Annotated in this window: 12 protein-coding genes; 1 reads left to right on the top strand and 11 read right to left on the bottom strand. The window is 69.0% G+C overall.

Features of this window, described 5'->3' with window-relative positions; translation table 11 throughout:
* Nucleotides 1-84 precede the first annotated feature (84 nt).
* Nucleotides 85-1959, top strand: coding sequence for a glycosyltransferase family 2 protein (locus FV217_RS08335; protein ID WP_246682742.1), 1875 nt, complete (start codon nt 85-87; stop codon nt 1957-1959).
* 61 nt (nt 1960-2020) lie between these two features.
* On the opposite strand, the gene FV217_RS08330 is transcribed toward FV217_RS08335, so the two are convergent.
* The 11 genes from FV217_RS08330 to FV217_RS08280 all read right to left on the bottom strand — a co-directional run bounded on the left by FV217_RS08330 (nt 2021) and on the right by FV217_RS08280 (nt 16658).
* A complete protein-coding gene (locus tag FV217_RS08330) occupies nt 2021-2611 on the bottom strand; it encodes an SCO family protein (protein ID WP_147816732.1) in 591 nt (196 codons plus the stop codon).
* A 97-nt stretch (nt 2612-2708) separates the two neighbouring features.
* Nucleotides 2709-4166, bottom strand: coding sequence for a siroheme synthase CysG (gene cysG, locus FV217_RS08325; RefSeq protein ID WP_147816731.1), 1458 nt, complete (start codon nt 4164-4166; stop codon nt 2709-2711).
* Between the two features lie 46 nt (nt 4167-4212).
* Entirely contained in the window at nt 4213-6891 is a 2679-nt protein-coding gene (locus FV217_RS08320; RefSeq protein ID WP_147816730.1) for a nitrate reductase, read from the bottom strand.
* A gap of 212 nt (nt 6892-7103) precedes the next feature.
* Nucleotides 7104-8708, bottom strand: coding sequence for a sulfite reductase subunit alpha (locus FV217_RS08315; RefSeq protein ID WP_147816729.1), 1605 nt, complete (start codon nt 8706-8708; stop codon nt 7104-7106).
* On the bottom strand, nt 8705-10510 hold the full coding sequence (locus FV217_RS08310) for a NirA family protein (protein WP_147816728.1): 1806 nt from the start codon (nt 10508-10510) through the stop codon (nt 8705-8707). The genes FV217_RS08315 and FV217_RS08310 overlap by 4 nt, the downstream gene beginning before the upstream one ends.
* 12 nt (nt 10511-10522) lie before the next feature.
* The gene (locus FV217_RS08305) at nt 10523-11758 is read right to left on the bottom strand and encodes an FAD-dependent oxidoreductase (RefSeq protein ID WP_147816727.1); all 1236 of its coding nucleotides are present in this window, start codon (nt 11756-11758) and stop codon (nt 10523-10525) included.
* A gap of 14 nt (nt 11759-11772) precedes the next feature.
* A complete protein-coding gene (locus FV217_RS08300; RefSeq protein WP_147816726.1) occupies nt 11773-12570 on the bottom strand; it encodes an ABC transporter ATP-binding protein in 798 nt (265 codons plus the stop codon).
* Nucleotides 12571-12581: 11 nt separating this feature from the next.
* Nucleotides 12582-13451 carry a nitrate ABC transporter permease gene (ntrB, locus tag FV217_RS08295; RefSeq protein ID WP_147816725.1) on the bottom strand — a complete coding sequence of 290 codons (870 nt, stop codon included), beginning with the start codon at nt 13449-13451 and terminating at the stop codon, nt 12582-12584.
* The gene (locus FV217_RS08290) at nt 13451-14740 is read right to left on the bottom strand and encodes a CmpA/NrtA family ABC transporter substrate-binding protein (RefSeq protein WP_147816724.1); all 1290 of its coding nucleotides are present in this window, start codon (nt 14738-14740) and stop codon (nt 13451-13453) included. Before FV217_RS08290 ends, ntrB begins: the two co-directional genes overlap by 1 nt.
* Before the next feature lie 329 nt (nt 14741-15069).
* A complete protein-coding gene (locus FV217_RS08285; protein WP_147816723.1) occupies nt 15070-16074 on the bottom strand; it encodes a CmpA/NrtA family ABC transporter substrate-binding protein in 1005 nt (334 codons plus the stop codon).
* On the bottom strand, nt 16071-16658 hold the full coding sequence (locus tag FV217_RS08280) for an ANTAR domain-containing protein (protein WP_147816722.1): 588 nt from the start codon (nt 16656-16658) through the stop codon (nt 16071-16073). The genes FV217_RS08285 and FV217_RS08280 overlap by 4 nt, the downstream gene beginning before the upstream one ends.
* Nucleotides 16659-17017: the final 359 nt, after the last annotated feature.

Raw genomic sequence — 17017 nt, 5'->3', positions numbered from 1 at the left:
AAGGCGGAAATTCGTCGGCAATGCGCGTGTGAAGAAGAGGTCTGGCTCACTCTTGCTTCCTAGCACGTCTGCGAGTCCCTGCGAGTGGCGAGCGAAGCGGAGAGCGGATCGGCAAGGGGAGCGGCAAGTCGGCTATCCCTGCCGCCCGAGATCGGCTTCCTGCTGGATGCCGGCGTCCCCCATGCCACGCTCGCCCAGGCAGCCGCCCTCGCCCGCGCCTGCGGAACCGACGCCGCGACGGTCCTCGTCAATCGCGGGCTGATGGACGAGGACCTGTTCTACCGTGCCCTCGCACGGACCTTGGGCACGGTGTTCCTCGAACGTGTCTCTCTGGACGAGACCGCGCGCTATCCGCAGATCCTCGAAGTCGGCGCGGCACCGCTTGCGACCGGCTCGGCGCAGTCGCTCGTCGTGGCGCCGCGCGGCGCGGCCATCGCGCGATTGATCGCAGGATATGCGCGCTTGGCGCCGCCGCCGGCCATCACGTCGCCGCGCCGGCTGCGGCTCGCCGCCTTCGAACGGTTCGCGGAGACGATCGCCGACGAGGCCGCCAACGATCTGGCGCGGCACTACCCGGAATGGTCCTGCACACCCGGCCCGGCCTGGCCGAGTCTCTGCCTCTTCGGGCTGGTCTTCCTGCTGTTCCTCATGGCCGGCCGGCTACCCGACACGATCGGTTTTGGACTGATCGCGCTCGGCCAGTGCTCCGTGCTGGGCATGCTGGCGCTCCGCCTCGCCGCGGTGACGGTCCCCGCGCGCACCGAGCCCGCCGCCGGTGCACGCCGGCTCGCGGATCGCGCGTTGCCGACCTACACGGTCCTGGTCGCGCTCTACCGCGAAGCCGTGATCTTGCCGCGGCTGATCCACACCTTGGCGCGGCTCGACTATCCGGAGGCCAAGCTCGACATAAAGATCCTGATCGAAGCCGACGACGGCGAGACGGCCGCGGCGTTGCGCGCGGCGGTGTTGCCGGCCCGCTTCGAGGTCGTCGTCGTTCCGCCCGGTCTACCCCGCACCAAGCCGCGGGCACTCAATGTCGGATTGCCGCTGGCGCGCGGCGAGTTGCTCGTCGTCTTCGATGCCGAGGATCAGGTCGATCCCGGCCAGCTTCGCGAGGCGGCGAGCCGGTTTGCGGACGAGCCCCCGTCGACCGCCTGCCTCCAGGGGCGGCTCGTCATCGACAACTGTGCCGAGAGCTGGCTGACTCGGCTGTTCGCGATCGAGTATGCCGGCCTCTTCGACGTGCTGCTGCCGGCCTTGACGGCGTGGCGGATGCCGACGCCTCTCGGCGGCACCTCGACGCATTTCCGCACGCGGGTGCTGCGGGAACTGCACGGTTGGGACGCCTGGAACGTGACGGAGGATGCCGATCTCGGCATCCGGCTGGCGCTGGCGGGCTATCGCGTCGGCGACCTGCCGAGCCCGACCTTCGAGGAAGCCCCCAAGACGCTGCGTGCCTGGCTGCGCCAGCGGACTCGCTGGCTCAAGGGCTTCATGCAGACGAGCTTCACCCATGGACGCCGTCCTCTCGACGTGGTCCGCAGGCTGGGGCTGCTCGATAGCCTGTGTGCGGTGGCGGTCGTGCCGGGCACGGTCCTCTCGGCTCTGCTCTACCCGCTCCTGACGATCTGGCTGGGGATCGAGTGGACGGCTCTCGACGCGAAGCCCGGTGCGGGGCTGATCGCGCATCTCACCGGAGCCGGGGCGCTGGTGGTCGCTTCCGCGGGCTTCGTCGCCATGTGGCTTCCCGGTGCCGTCGGCTGCCTTCGGCGCGGCTGGCCCAATCTATTGATCTTCGCCGCCTTGATGCCGATCTACTTCGCCCTCGTCAGCATCGCCGCATGGCTGGCGGTCTTCGAACTCGCCCGGCATCCCCATCGCTGGAACAAGACCGAGCACGGCCTGTCGCGCACCTCCCGCAGCGGCGCGCTGCATCTGAAGCGCCGGCGGGGGCCATGAGCCGGCTTCGCAAAAGTGCCTCGCGGCTCTGCGTCGAAAGCCTGCGAACCAGCAAAAAGAGTCAGATCCGACCGGCCAGCTCCTTCGCCGTCTCCTGCGGCGTCCGTTGAAGATTGAGCGCGCCGACGAAATCGTTGCGGCCATCCATGATGTAGACCAGCGCGGTGTGCTCCATGACGTAGTCGCCGTCCTTGCCCTCGACCTTGCGGGAATAGCCGCGATAGGCCTTCACCGCCGCCGCGACCTGCTCCGGCGTTCCGGTCAACCCGGTGATGCGCGGGTCGAAGCTCGACAGGTAGGTCTTGAGGGTCTCCGGCGTGTCGCGCTCGGGATCGACGGTGACGAAGGCGACCTTCAGCTTGTCCGCTTTCGGTCCGAGGGCGGCGAGCACGTCGCTGATCTGCTGCAGCGTCGTCGGGCACACGTCGGGGCAATGGGTGAAGCCAAAGAACACGAGATGCGTCGCCCCGGCGAAATCGCGCTCGGTGACGGTCCTACCCTCCTGGTTCACCAGGGTGAAGGGTCCGCCGACGGCGCTCCTAACCGCCTGGTCGTTCTTCGGCGTGAGGTACATCACCGCGCCCGCCGAGAGCGCCACCAGGCCGGCGGTGAAGGCGAGCAGGATCAGGAGAGCGCGAGGCTTGGCGATCATGGTAGCAGTCCGACGATGAGGGACGCACCTCTACCCGCGGCGGCGACGGAACGCCAAGGCCCGCCTCATGCGTCCGGTCGACCCTCGCCCGAGCCGCTCAGATCGCCAGCCGATCCTGCCCGCTCTCGACGATGACCCCCGCCTCGCGGCGCCCGAGCGCTTCGCCCACCATCAGGATCGCCGGACCCTCAAAGCCGGCGGCCTCAATCCGCGCGGCGAGGTCGGTGGCGGTGCCGGTGACCGTGGCCTGTTCGGGCCGGGTCGCATTGAAGACCACGAGGGCCGGCGTCGTGGGGGCGAGTCCCTCGGCGATGGCGCGTTCCAGCAGCACGCCGAGGGTGCGCTTGGGCATGTAGACCACGGTGGTGACGCTCGGATCGGCCAGCGCCCCCCAGTTCAGGTCCTCGGGGAGCGCGCCGCGGCGGTCGTGACCGGTGACGTATTGCAGGCGGCGCGCGGCGTCACGGTGCGTCAGCGAGATGCCGAGCGAGGCGGCGGCACCCTGGGCGGCGGTCACGCCCGGCACGACGGCGCAGGGAATGCCGGCCAGACGGCAGGCGTCGATCTCCTCGCCGGCGCGACCGAAGACGAGCGGGTCGCCGGATTTCAGGCGAACCACCTGCTTACCGGCCTTCGCCAGCGAGACCATCAGCGCGTTGATATCGTCCTGGCGGCAAGATGGCCCGTGCCCGGTCTTGCCGACGAGCATGGTGCGGGCCTCGCGGCGGGCATAATCGAGGATCTCGGGGGCGACGAGGTCGTCGTAGAGGATGACGTCGGCGTTGCGCAGGGCACGCAGCGCCTTGAGGGTCAGCAACTCGGCATCGCCCGGCCCCGCGCCGACGAGGGTCACCGCGCCGCCCTTCGGGGCCGCCTCAGCCTGGCCCAGGAGCTCTTCGAGGTCTGTCTCGGTCGGCGCCCGATCGGGCTCGGCGAAGGCGCGGTCCGTGAACCGCTCCCAGAAGCCGCGACGTTCGGAGAAGCCGTGGAAGCGGCCGGTGACGGCCTCGCGCCAGTCGCGCGCCGCCCCGACCCAGCGGGCGAACCCACGCGGCAGCATCGCCTCGATGCGGGCGCGCACGGTCTGCCCGAAGACGGGGGCGGCCCCCTCGGTGGAAATGCCCACCACCAGCGGCGAACGGTTGACGATGGCGCCGAACTTCACGTCGCAGAGATGCGGCCGGTCGACGGCGTTGACGATCGCCCCGGTTTTCCGTGCCTCGGCGACGAAGGCGATGCAGTCGTCCTCATCCTCCATCGCGCCGATGGCGAAGGCCGCGCCCGCCAGATCGGCCGGCGTCCAGGCGCGGTGATGCAGGGTCACGGAGCCGGCGGCGATATTGCCTGGCACGGCAAGCAATTCCTCGCTCGGCTCGGGGGCGTAGACATCGACGTTTGCCCCGGCGGCGGCGAGCAGCTTCACCTTCCAGGGCGCGCCGCCGTTCGAGCCGGCGAGCACCGCGCGCTTGCCCTGCAGCGGCACGAAGACGGGCAGCACCGCCAGCGGCTCGAGGCCGGCGGAGCGGGTTTCGCGTGGCTGACGGGGCGTGCTCATCGCGGAAAGCGTGGGTCTCGACATCGTGACGGTCCCGAACCTGACCTCACGCGGCGTCGCGCGCAAGCGCCGGGGCGAGCAGCTTGCGGATCTCTGGGATGCACGAGCCGCAATTCGTGCCGGCCTTGCAGGCCGCGCCGACCTGTTCGACGGAGCCGGCGCCGGCCGCGATCGTCGCGGTGATGACGTCGAGGCCGACGCCGTGGCAGGCGCAGATCACCGGACCGGCCGACGCCGTCTGGGTCCGGCCGGAGAGCAGGCTGCGCCGATCGGCCGCCTCGATCTCGGGGGCCGCAAAAACCTGCTTGGCGAGTTCCCAGTCCGGCCGCCGCTCGCCCGTTTCGACGGCAAGGCAGGCCATGAGCCGGCCGTCGCGATAGGCCGCGAGCCGGTAGAGGGCCCGCGCATGGTCGGAATATTCGGCGAGTTCGTGCGCCGGAAACAGCCCGCGCAGCGCCATCGCGACTTCGCGAGAACCGTCCTGCGTCGCGAAGATCAGCCCCGAGCCGCCCTGCACCGTCGCGCGGGTCCACCACCAGCCGGAGGGGGCCGCCGTCGCCGCGCGGGTCAGCAGGTAGCCGCGCGAGCGATAGGCGACAGGCTCCATTGCGGCGGGCGTCGCCTTCAGCTCGGGCTGGCCGGAGACCGGATCGGGCGTGCCGCGCACCAGCGCCACGACGCGACCGTTGGAGGCGGTCATGTCGCTCCAGTGCATTGGCGCGAAGATGTCGCCAGGCCGCACGCCGTCGCTGATCGTCACCTCCAGGATCGCGCTGGAATTGGCCGTCGTTACCCGGGCGAAACCGCCCTCGGTCAGGCGATAGCGTGCGGCATCGTCGGGATGGATCTCCACGAACGGCACGGCACGGTGGGCGGAGAGACGCTGGCTCTTTCCGGTGCGCGTCATGGTGTGCCAGTGGTCGCGCACCCGGCCGGTGTTGAGGATCAGCGGATGCTCCGCGGTCGCCGGCTGGGCCAGGGCCGGCGGCTGCACGGCGACGAAGCGGGCGCGCTTGTCGAAGGTGTAGAAGCGCCCGTCGGCGAACATCCGCGCCCGGCCTTTTCGCGGATCCGGGCCGCGCTTCGTCAGCGGCCATTGCACGGGCGCCGTCGCGTCGTAGGCGCGGTCGCTGAGATCGGCGAGGCCGCCGATGTCGAAGTCGCGGGTGCCGTCGTTCTCGAAGGCCGACAGCGCGGCGTGCTCGCGGAAGATCTGCGCGGCGGAGGTGTAGGCGAAGGCCGCGCCGTGGCCGAGGCGCTTGGCGACATCGCTCATGATCGCCCAGTCGGCCCGGGCCGCGCCGGGAGCTTTCAGGAAGCGGCGCTGGCGCGAGATGCGGCGCTCGGAATTCGTGACCGTCCCGTCCTTCTCGCCCCAGGCCAGAGCCGGCAGCAGCACGGTCTTTTTCGCCGTCGCGCGCGCCGTGTCGCTCGTCGCGAGCACTTCGGAGACGACGTAGAGGTCGAGGCCGGCGATTGCCGCGCGGATCTCGTCGGCGCGCGGCATCGAGACGAGGGGGTTGGTGCCCATCACCCAGAGCGCCTTGATCTTGCCCCGCGCGATGGCCTCGAACATCGCCACCGCCTTCATGCCCTCGCCGGTGATGATGTTCGGCGCGCTCCAGAAGCGGCGGACCTTGTCGACCTCGTGATTGTCGAAATGCATGTGGGCGGCGAGCATGTTGGCGAGTCCCCCGACCTCGCGCCCACCCATGGCGTTGGGCTGCCCGGTCAGCGAGAATGGCCCCATACCCGGCTGCCCGATCCGCCCGGTGGCGAGGTGGCAGTTGATGATGGCGTTGCCCTTGTCGGTGCCCTGGGCCGACTGGTTCACGCCTTGGCTGAAGCAGGTCACGACCCGGCGGGTGCGGGTGAACAGCGCGAAGAACCGGCCGACATCGGCCTCGCTCAGGCCAGTCGCGGCGGCGGTAGCGGCGATGGTCGGGGCGATGGTGAGGGCCCGCTCCAGCGCCGCGTCGAAGCCGGCGGTGTGCTCGGCGACGTAAGCCCGGTCGACGGCGCCCTGCCCCGCCAGATGCACGAGGAGCCCCGAGAACAGGGCGGTGTCGCTGCCGGGCTTCAGCCCGAGATGCAGGTCGGCTTCCTCGCCGGTCTGGGTGCGGCGGGGGTCGATCGTGACGATCGTGGTGCCACGCTTGGCCTTTGCGTCGGCCATGCGGCGATAGAGGATCGGGTGGCACCAGGCGGTGTTCGATCCGACGAGGACCAGCAGGTCGGCCTCGTCGAGATCCTCGTAGCAGCCGGGCACGGTGTCCGAGCCGAACGCGCGGCGATGGGCCGCCACGGCGCTCGACATGCAGAGCCGGGAATTCGTGTCGACGTGGGGCGTTCCGAGAAAGCCCTTCGCGAGCTTGTTGGCGACGTAATAGTCCTCCGTCAGCAGCTGGCCGGAGAGGTAGAAGGCGATTGAATCCGGCCCGTGCTGTTCGGCGATTTTCTTAAGGCCGCCCGCCACCGTGCCGAGCGCGCCTTCCCAGGACACGCGCGCCCCGTCGACGATCGGGTGCAGCAGCCGGTCCTCGAAGCCGAGCGTCTCGCCCAGCGCCGAGCCCTTCGAGCAGAGACGGCCGAAATTCGCCGGGTGTTCGGTGTCGCCGGCGATGCCCGCCCCGCCCTGCCCGTCCGGGCTGGCCAGCACGCCGCAGCCGACCCCACAGTAGGGGCAGGTGGTTTTCACGACGGCGTCGGACGCGGGCACGGTCATGGCGTGAGCCTCGGCGGATTCTTGGTTTGCGGCAGCAAAAGTCGGGCCGGGCTGCCCGCGAAGCCCTCTCCCCTCTGTGGGAGAGGGTGCCTGCGGAGCAGGCGGGAGAGGGGGACGCGCTCGGGTTCATCCGGAAAGGGCGCTCTCCTCTCCCGACCCCTGCTGAAGCAGGGGCACCCTACCCCGCAGAGGAGAGTGGGAAGGTGCCCGGCTCAGTACACGTCCGCCTGATACCGCCCGCTCTTCTTCAGACCGGCGAGATAGGCCACGGCCTCGTCCGGCGACTTGCCGCCATGCTGGGCGGCGACATCGATGATCGCGCGCTCGACGTCCTTGGCCATGCGCTTGGCATCGCCGCAGACGTAGAAATGCGCGCCGCCCTCGAACCACTTCCAGAGATCGGCGCCGTTCTCGCGCATGCGGTCCTGGACGTAGGTTTTTTCCGAGCCATCGCGCGACCAGGCGAGCGAGAGGCGGTTGAGCACCTTTTGGTCCTTCAGGGCGTTCAGCTCGTCCTTGTAGAAGAAGTCCGAAGCCTGGCGCTGGTGGCCGTAGAACAGCCAGTTGCGGCCGCGGGCCTGAATGGCCGCACGTTCGCGCAGGAAGGCCCGGAACGGCGCGATGCCGGTGCCTGGTCCGCACATGATCACATCCTTCGACGGATCCTCCGGCAGCGCGAAGCCGTGCGCCTTCTGCAGGTAGATTTTGACCTTCGTCTTCTCGGGGATGCGCTCGCCGAGATGCGTCGAGGCGACGCCTAGGCGCAGGCGTGAGCGGTGGTTGTAGCGTACGGCGTCGACGGTCAGCGAGACCTTGCCGACATCGGCCTTGGGGCTCGACGAAATCGAATAGAGCCGCGGCTGCAGCTCATCGAGGGACTCCAAAAAAACCTCGGCGTCGGGGCGGGCGCCGGGGAACTTGTGGAGCGCGCCGAGGACGTCGAGATAGGCGGCGTCGCCGTCCGGATCCTCGCCGGCCGAGAGCGCCTGCGCCTTCTTGCGGGCCGGTCCCGAGGTCAGCAGCGAGAGGAGCTGGTAGAGCCCGTCCGGCGCCGCGCCGAGGGAGTAGTCGGTCAGCAGGCGGTCGCGTAGGGTCTTGCCGCCGATCATCCGCTCCGGGCGCGCGCCGAGTTCGGCGATCACCGCGTCGGCCAGCGCCGGGGCGTTGGCGGGAAACAGCCCGAGGCTGTCGCCGACGACGTAGTCGATCGGCGTGTCCGTCAGGTCGATCTCGACGTGCCAAGTCTCCTTCTCGCCGCCCGGCTCGTTGAGACGGCGGCGCGACAGGAACAGCGCCTCGACCGGGTTCTCGCGGCAGAATCCGAGGGGACCGAGATCGGCCGCCGGCTTCGGAGCATCGGCGTCATCCGCCTTCGCGGGAGCCGCGCCGCCCGAGGCGCCGAACTCCTCGTCGAGCTTCTTCAGCATCCGGAGCGTTTCCTTGCCGCCCGGCGCGCAGAGGTTCAGCCGCTCTTCCTTCTTCAAGAAGATCGCGTTGGCGTAGTCGGCACAGTTGTAGCCGCATTGCCCGCAATCCTGCTGCGCCATCGCCGCCATGAATTTTTGGGGCTCAGGCCGTTCCTTGGCCATGTCCATGCGGTCGACGATCGGCATGGACGGGTCGTGCCACGGCGCGTCGTCGTTGTCGGCGAGCCGCGGGCCGCCTCCGGGCATTTCACCCGGTGCGAGCGCGGTTGCGCCTTCGACGGCTGGGCCGAGCAGGGCCGCGAAGTAGCCCGAGAGCCACGAGCGCTGGTCGGGATTGAACGGCGCATTCTCGGGGATCAGGACGAGCGGGGGCGAGACATGTTGGGTCATGCGGCGGCCTTGAGGGCAGGTTGGTCTTCGGCGGCGTCACGCAGGGCGTCCGGCCCCTTCCGGGCCGTGAAGGCCTGGAAGCTCTCGTCCTTGTCGCTGCGCAACGCGAGGTAGGTCTTGAGGAGGGCCTCGACGCGGGACGGCGCGTCCTCCGCCTTCACGGCCTTCCAGATCTCGGAGCCGATCTTCGGGTTTTCGGCGAAGCCGCCGCCGACGACGATGTCGTAGCCCGGGACGGTGTCACCCTCCTCGCCGACGGGGACCTTGGCCCCGATCAGTCCGATATCGCCGATATAGTGCTGGGCGCAGGAATGGTGGCAGCCGGTGACGTGGACGTTCACTGGCACGTCGAGGGCGATCACCGTCTGCTCGACATGCGCGGCAATGATCATCGCGTCGCCCTTGGTGTCGGCGGCGGCGAACTTGCAGCCGTTCATGCCCGTGCAGGCGACGAGACCGGCGCGGATACTGGAGGCCGCAGTAGTCAGGCCGAGCGCGGCGACGCGGCTCTCGACCTCGGCGACCTTCGCGTCCGGAACGCCGGAGAAGATAAAGTTCTGCCAGACGGTCATCCGGATCTGGCCGTCGCCGCACTCGGACGAGATCTTGGCCAGTTCCCGCATCTGGTCGGTCGTCATCTTGCCGACGGGCAGTACGACGCCGATCCAGTTCAGGCCCTCTTGCACCTGTTTGTGCACGCCGACATGGGCGAAGCGGTTCGTGATCTTGCGCGGCGCGACATGAGCGGGATCGACCCGGTCGAGCTTGCGCCCGAGCTTCTCCTCCACGGCGGCGAGGTATTTTTCGAAGCCCCAAGCATCGAGGACGTACTTCATCCGGCTCTTGTTGCGGTTGGTCCGGTCGCCGTGCTCGATGAAGACGCGCAGGATCGCGTCGGCGACCGCGTTGCAATCCTCGGGCTTCAGCACCACGCCGGTATCGCGGGCGAGGTCCTTATGGCCGGAGATGCCGCCGAGCACGAGGCGCATCCAGACGCCCGGCGCGACGCTCGCGCCCTCCAGTACTTGGATCGCCTGGAAGCCGATGTCGTTGGTCTCCTCCAGCACCGGCATCACGCCGCCGCCGTCGAAGGCGACGTTGAATTTTCGGGGCAGCCCATAGAGCGAGCGGTCGTTGAGGATCCAGGTGTGCCAGGACTTGGCGAGCGGCCGCGTGTCCAGGATCTCCTGCGCGTCGATGCCGGCGGTGGGCGAGCCGGTGACGTTGCGGATGTTGTCGGCACCCGAGCCCCGCGCCGTGAGGCCGAGATCGGTCAGGCCATCGAGGAAGGGCTGACCGTGCTCGGGCGCGATCTCGCGAACCTGGAGGTTCGCGCGTGTGGTGACGTGGGCGTACGGGCTGCCATGCGCATCGGCGAGATCGGCAATCCCAGAAAACTGCCAGTGATGCAGGATGCCGTTCGGGATGCGCAGGCGGCACATGTAGTGGGTCTTGTTCGGTGCGAGCCAGAACAGGCCGTGGTAGCGCCAGCGGAAATTGTCCTCCGGCTTCGGGGCCTTGCCTGTCGCCGCCTCGGCGATCAGCCGGTTGTGGCCCTCGAAGGGATTTTCCGCGCGCTTCCACTTCTCCTGATCGGCGAGCTTGCTGCCGTCCTTGATCGTGCGGTCCTGCGCCTTGATGTGGATCGCGTCCGGCCCCGTCGGCTCGGCCGGCGGCCCTGACGCCGCGCCGCCGCCGGCAAGGCCACCGGTCATGCGGGCTGCGGCGATGCCGGAGGCGAAGCCTTCGAGGTAGCGCTTCTGCTCGGCGTTGAAGTCGAGAGCAACGGAATCGTCAGCCATTCCTTGCGTCCTTCACGCTGCGAGGGATGTCTTGGCGGGGGATGGAGCGGGCGTCCCGAACATCAGGTCGTCCCGGTCGTGCGGGGCGAGCGGTGCGCCGGTGCGGATAAGGTCCTTGCACCGGGCCTGCTCGGAGATGTCGCCGACGAAGACGGCGCCGGCCAGCCGGCCGTCCTGGATCGTCAGCTTGCGGTAGAGGCCGGCGGTGGCATCGTGCAGCACGATCGCCTCGGCTCCGTCCGGGGTGTCGACCACGCCGGCGGAGAACACGGGAAGCCCCGAGACCTTCAGGCTCGTTGCGAGCGAGGTCCCGGTATAGGCTGCGTCCTCGCCGAGCAGGCAGCGGCTCAGCACCTCGGCCTGCTCGTAGGCGGGCTCGACGAGGCCGTAACTCACGCCGCGATGCTCGGCGCATTCGCCTAGCGCGAAGACGCGCGGGTCGGAGGTCGCCATACGGTCGTCGACCTTGATGCCGCGGCCGATCTCGAGGCCGCAGGCCGCGGCGAGCGCGGTGGAGGGCTTGATGCCCACCGACATCACCACGAGGTCGGCCGGCAGCACCGTGCCGTCCTTGAGGAGCAGGCGCTCGACCCGTCCGTGACCCTCGATGCAGGCGGTGTTGGCCGAGAGCAGCATCTTTACGCCGCGCTCTTCCATCGCCGCCTTCACGAGGCGGGCGGCGGTATGATCGAGTTGGCGCTCCATCACCCGGTCCATGACGTGGAGCAGCGTGGTGTCGACGCCGAGCCGGGCGAGCCCGACGGCTGCCTCGAGACCGAGCAGGCCGCCGCCGATGACGATGGCCCTGGCGTGCTCGACCGCCGCCTTGCGGATCGTAGTGACATCCGCGAAATCGCGAAAGGTAACGACGCCGGGCAGATCGCCGCCGGGCAGCGGCAGGCGGATCGGCAGGGAGCCGACAGCGAGCACGAGGTGATCGTAGCCGGTGACGAAAGTGTCGCCGACATGAACCGTGGCCTTGGCCCGGTCGATCGCGGTGACCGGCGCGCCGGTGATCAGGCGGATGCCGTGCTCCGCGTACCAGTCGAGCCCACGGAATCCGCAGGCCGCCTCGTCGACCTCGCCGCCGAGCAGCGAGGACAGCAGCACGCGGTTGTAGGCGGCGACCGGCTCGGCGCCGACGACGGTGATGTCGAACCGGCCCGGCGCGCGCTCGGTCAGCCGCTCCAGGAAGCGGAGCGAGGCCATGCCATTGCCGACGACGACGAGTTTTTCTTTCGTTCTCATGCCGCTTTCCAGACTCACGCGGCGAGGACGGCGGGCTGAGCGTGGCGGGCGTAGAGGAACTCCAGCACGGCGGCGCGGGCATGCACGTAGGTGGCGTCCTCGACGAGGTCGAGACGGCGGCGCGGACGCTTCAGCGGCACGGTCAGGATCTCGCCGATGGTGGCGGACGGGCCGTTCGTCATCATCACGATGCGGTCGGAGAGCAGTACCGCCTCGTCCACGTCGTGGGTGATCATGATAACGGTGTTCTTGAGCCGCATCTGGATCTCCATGATCGAGTCCTGGAGATGGGCGCGGGTGAGCGCGTCGAGGGCGCCGAAGGGCTCGTCCATCAGCAGCACCTTCGGCTCCATGGCCAGCGCCCGGGCGATGCCGACGCGCTGCTTCATGCCGCCGGAGATCTCGGCCGGCCGCTTGTCGGCGGCGTGCATCATGTTCACGAGCGCGAGGTTGTGCTCGATCCACTCGGTGCGCTCAGGTCGCGTCTTCTTGCCGCGAAACACCTTGTCGACGGCGAGCGCGACATTCTCGCGGACGGTGAGCCAGGGCAGCAGCGAGTGGTTCTGGAACACCACGGCGCGGTCGGGGCCGGGGGCGTTGACCTCCTTGCCGCCGAGCAGCACGCCGCCGGTCGAGGCCTTGAGCAGGCCGGCGACGATGTTCAGCACCGTCGACTTGCCGCAGCCCGAATGCCCGATGATCGAGACGAACTCGCCCTTGGCGATGGAGAGGTCGACCGTGCGCAGCACTTCCGACGTCTTGCCGCCGCGGGTGAAGCTGATGCCGACCTGGGAGAGGGTGAGATGGGCCATGCTCGGTCTCCTCAGGCTACGCTGGTGCCGCGGGTCACGAGCATCCCTAAGCCGGCCACCAACCGGTCGAGGACGAAGCCGATGAGCCCGACATAGACGAGGGCGACGATGATCTCGCTGATGTGCGAGGAGTTCCACGCGTCCCAGATGAAGAAGCCGATGCCGACGCCGCCGATCAGCATCTCGGCCGCGACGATGGCGAGCCAGGACAGTCCGACGCCGATGCGAAGACCGGTGAAGATGTACGGCGCGGCGGACGGCAGCATGATCTTCCAGAAGAACTCGATCGGGTTCAGCCGGATGACGGCCGAGACGTTGCGATAGTCTTGCGGAATGTTGCGGATGCCGACCGCCGTGTTGATGATGATCGGCCAGATCGAGGTGATGAAGATCACGAAGATCGCCGAGGGCTGTCCGTCGCGGAATGCGGCAAGCGAGAGGGGCAGCCATGCCAGCGGCGGGATGGTCCGCAGCACCTGGAAGATCGGGTCGAGCCCCCGCATCGCCCATTCGGACTGGCCGACGAGCGTGCCGAGCATCACCCCGGCGATCACCGCCAGCGAGAAGCCCAGCGCCACGCGCTGGAGGCTCGCCGCGAGGTGCCAGAACAGCCCCTTGTCGGTACCGCCGTTGTCGTAGAACGGGTGAGCGATGACCTCCCAGGCCTCGGTGACGACGCGCGAGGGCGGCGGCAGGCCGGCCGTCGGGGACGAGCACAGCATCTCCCAGAGCAGCATGAAGACGGCGAGCACGACGAGCGGCGGGATCACGCGGGCGGCGACGCCCTTGATGCCCTTCATCGTGACGAACGGACCGCGCGACTTGGCCGAGGCCTTGTCGCGGCCGGCGGTGCCGAGGGCGAGAGCGGAGGAGGATGCCATCACGCCACCTTCTTGATGCCGAGGCTGGCCAGGTAGGCGGCCGGATCGGCCGGGTCGAAGACCTTGCCGTCGAAGAAGGTTTCCTTGCCGCGGGACGTGGAGGCGGGGATTGCGGTGACGCCGAGCGCCTTGGCCGCCTCGCGCCAGATGTCCTCGCGGTTCACCTTTGCGATCAGCGCCTTGGTGTCGGTCTGCGCGTCGAACTTGCCCCAGCGGATGTCCTCGGTGAGAAACCAGAGGTCGTGGGACTGGTACGGGTACGAGGCGTTGTCGGCGAAGAACTTCATCACGTGTGGGCTGTTCTCGACGACGCGGCCGTCGCCGTAATCGATGGTGCCCTTCATCCGGCCGGCGACGTCGCCGACGGGAATGTTGATCCACTGGCGCTTGGCGACGATCGCCGCGAACTCGTCGCGGTTCTCCGGCTTGTCGCACCACATCTGGGCTTCGAGCACGGCCATGGTCAGCGCCTTCGCGGCGATGGGATATTTCTCGACCCAGGAGGCGCGCATGGCGAAGGCCTTCTCCGGGTGGTCTTTCCAGAGCTCGCCGGTGGTCAGCGCCGAATAGCCGAGGCCCTGCTGCACAAGCTGCGCGTTCCACGGCTCGCCGACGCAGAAGCAGTCCATGGTGCCGACCTTCATGTTCGCCACCATCTGCGGGGGCGGAACAACGATGGTCTCGATGTCCTTGTCGGGGTCGATGCCGCCGGCGGCGAGCCAGTAGCGGATCCAGAGGTCGTGGGTGCCGCCGGGGAAGGTCATCGCCGCCTTCACCGACTTGCCGGACGCCTTCTTCTTCTCGATCGCCGCCTTGAACACCTTCGAATCGAGGGCGACCTTCTGGTCGAGGTATTCCTTGGCCACCGAGATGCACTGGCCGTTGGTGTTGAGCCGCGCCAGGATCTGCATCGGCACGGGCACGTTGTTCTGCGTCACCCGGCCGGCGGTGATCAGGTAGGGCATCGGCGTCAGGATATGCGCGCCGTCGATGCCGTTGCCCTCGGAGCCGAGCACGAGGTTGTCGCGAGTCGTGCCCCACGATGCCTGCTTCAGGACCTCGACGTCGGGCATGCCGTGCTTGGCAAAGAAGCCCTTCTCCTTGGCGACGAAGAGCGGACCGGCGTCGGTCAGCGCGATGAAGCCGAGCTTGGCCCCATTCACCTCCGGCCCGGCGCCCTGCGCGAAGGCGCCCCCCGGCAGCGCCGCGCGGGCGGCGGCCGTCAGTGCCAGCGTAGCGACGGCGCCCTTGAGGAGCCCGCGACGCGTGTTGCCCCGATCGAAATGCATTCTGTCCCCAAGCCCTGCCGCATCGAAACGCGGAAAAAGAACGAAAAAAGCCGCTGGTCGAGATCGTCCGCGCGATGATGCATCGCGGAGGGATGATCCGGATCAGCGGCCTTGCTGACGGCTAGAACCCGTCGCCGTTGACAGGATGGAGGGAGGCTCGCACGAACCGTGCCATCAGGCTGGAACGCCTCCAAGCCGCTGTCGCGCCGGAGTGAATTCATGATTTGCGGGGCTGGCGCCGACCGGCCCTCCTTCTACGGTGCGCTGCACAAAAATGAGGCGTCTGGCGCATCGGCCCGCACAATGCCGCGGCAGGCCGGAGTCAATGGCTACGCTTTGAGCAGATCCGTGCGGTAGAAGGCATGGCACGCCGCCGCAATACCGGCGGCGTCCGCGATCTGCCCTGAGGCGGCCATCTGCTCGGCGAGCCAGAGCCCGTGCTCGGGCCGCGGCCGGTGCACGTCGGCGCCGAGCCGCAGATAATCGGGATCGGTGTGGCGCCGTCCGGCGGAATCCATCACGAGATGACCGGTGAGCGAGCGCCGGATCAGGTCGGTATCCGGGCCGAGGCCGCCCCGCTCCGAGAGCAGTTCGGCGAGTTCGCCGACATTGGCCGGGTCGGCGCACCAGATCCCGGCCCGCTGGACGGCCTCGACCAGCGGCGCCAGCGCCTCGATCTGCGAGGCGTGGATGGCCAGCACCTTTTCCGGGCAATCGGGCACGATCGCGCAACCGAGCGCGGCGATGCGGCCGAGACCGGCGGCGACCGCGATGCTGTTCCAGGGCGCTCCGACGCAGACCCCATCGATCTCGCCGCTCGCCAGCGCCTCCACGGTCTGGGGCGGCGGCACCACGACGATGCGTACGGCCTGCGCGAGGTCGAGGCCGCCGCGTTCGGCGAAGATCCGGAGTTGGTAGCTGTGGCAGGAGAACGGGTGGACCGTGGCGAGGGTCAGCGGCCTGCCCTGCCCCGCCCGGTCGCGGGCGATGCGCGCGAAGGCGGTGGCGACCGTGTCGAGGTCGTCCGTCTCCGGCGCCATCGCCTCCCAGAGCGGCAGCGACAGCGTGATCGCGTTGCCGTTGAGGTTCAGCGCCATCGGCGCCACGAGGTCGGCCCGGGGGCCGGACAGGCCGAGCCGCGTCGCCAGCGCCAGCGGCGCCAGCATGTGCGCTGCATCGAGATGCCCGAGGGCCAACCTGTCGCGCAGCGTCGCCCAGGACGGCTCGGGTGTGAGCACGAGGTCGATCCCCTCGTCCCGCGCGAAGCCGAGTTCGGCCGCGGCCAGGACCGGGGCGGCATCGGTCAGGGGAACGTATCCGAGATCGACCCTCATCCGAGCAGGTCCGCCGCGGTGACGATGGCCTTGGCGATGTCGATGATCTTGCGCTTCTCGTTCATCGCTTGGCGGCGCAGCAGCTTGTAGGATTCCTCCTCCGACAGGCCCTTGCGGCTCATCAGGATTCCCTTGGCGCGGTCGATAACCTTGCGGTCGGCGAGTTCGCTCTTGGCCTCCAGCAACTCGCGCTGGAGCCGGGCGAAGGCGTTGAAGCGCAGGATCGCGATGTCGAGGATCGGCCGGATCCGTTCCGTGCGCAGTCCGTCGACGACGTAGGCCGAGATGCCGGCATCCACCGCCGCCTGCATCATGGTGGCGTCGGAGCGGTCGACGAACATCGCCACCGGGCGCTCGACGTGCCGGGAGATGCCCGACATCTGCTCCAGGATGTCCCGGCTCGGGCTCTCGAGATGGACCACCACCACGTCGGGCTTGAGTGCCGCGACCCGCGCCTGCAGGTCGGGGCCGTCGGACACGAGGACGACCGTGCCGACGCCGGCCGCGCGCAATCCCTCTTCGAGGATCGCGGCGCGCACCCGGCTCGGATCGATCACGGCGACGGTGAGGCTGGTCTCGGTCATCGAGGCCGGATTTTTTCGCTGTTCGGGACGGTGCGGCTGGCGGTAGCGTGGCCATGGCCGGGATTGCAAGCGGCGTGCCCGCCGACGGCTGACGGCGACGTCGCGTGCAGCATTGTTACGGTCCCGAGACGAAACGGCCCAGGTTCCGCCGCAAACGGGTCGGCAAATGCGCTCACGTCGCGAACCATCAGGGAGGTTTGAGCCGATGAGCGGATGTGGCCCTCACGATCCCGGTGTGGAGACGCTGACGCCGGGCCGCGGCTCGGCACTCCCGTTTCTGCCGACGCTCGCCACAGCGCTGGCCGTCGCCGGCCTCTCGCTGCTCTGCCGGGCGCCGACCGCGCCGGCGCCCGTCGCCC

The organism is Methylobacterium sp. WL9 (genome assembly GCF_008040035.1).
Lineage (GTDB): Bacteria > Pseudomonadota > Alphaproteobacteria > Rhizobiales > Beijerinckiaceae > Methylobacterium > Methylobacterium thuringiense.
This window is presented reverse-complemented; position numbering and strand designations above follow the sequence as displayed.

Coding starts and splice junctions, on each gene's coding strand:
- FV217_RS08330 (WP_147816732.1), bottom strand. CDS start 2,611: ATGATCGCCAAGCCTCGCGCTCTCCTGATCCTGCTCGCCTTCACCGCC.
- cysG (WP_147816731.1), bottom strand. CDS start 4,166: ATGAGCACGCCCCGTCAGCCACGCGAAACCCGCTCCGCCGGCCTCGAG.
- FV217_RS08320 (WP_147816730.1), bottom strand. CDS start 6,891: ATGACCGTGCCCGCGTCCGACGCCGTCGTGAAAACCACCTGCCCCTAC.
- FV217_RS08315 (WP_147816729.1), bottom strand. CDS start 8,708: ATGACCCAACATGTCTCGCCCCCGCTCGTCCTGATCCCCGAGAATGCG.
- FV217_RS08310 (WP_147816728.1), bottom strand. CDS start 10,510: ATGGCTGACGATTCCGTTGCTCTCGACTTCAACGCCGAGCAGAAGCGC.
- FV217_RS08305 (WP_147816727.1), bottom strand. CDS start 11,758: ATGAGAACGAAAGAAAAACTCGTCGTCGTCGGCAATGGCATGGCCTCG.
- FV217_RS08300 (WP_147816726.1), bottom strand. CDS start 12,570: ATGGCCCATCTCACCCTCTCCCAGGTCGGCATCAGCTTCACCCGCGGC.
- ntrB (WP_147816725.1), bottom strand. CDS start 13,451: ATGGCATCCTCCTCCGCTCTCGCCCTCGGCACCGCCGGCCGCGACAAG.
- FV217_RS08290 (WP_147816724.1), bottom strand. CDS start 14,740: ATGCATTTCGATCGGGGCAACACGCGTCGCGGGCTCCTCAAGGGCGCC.
- FV217_RS08285 (WP_147816723.1), bottom strand. CDS start 16,074: ATGAGGGTCGATCTCGGATACGTTCCCCTGACCGATGCCGCCCCGGTC.
- FV217_RS08280 (WP_147816722.1), bottom strand. CDS start 16,658: ATGACCGAGACCAGCCTCACCGTCGCCGTGATCGATCCGAGCCGGGTG.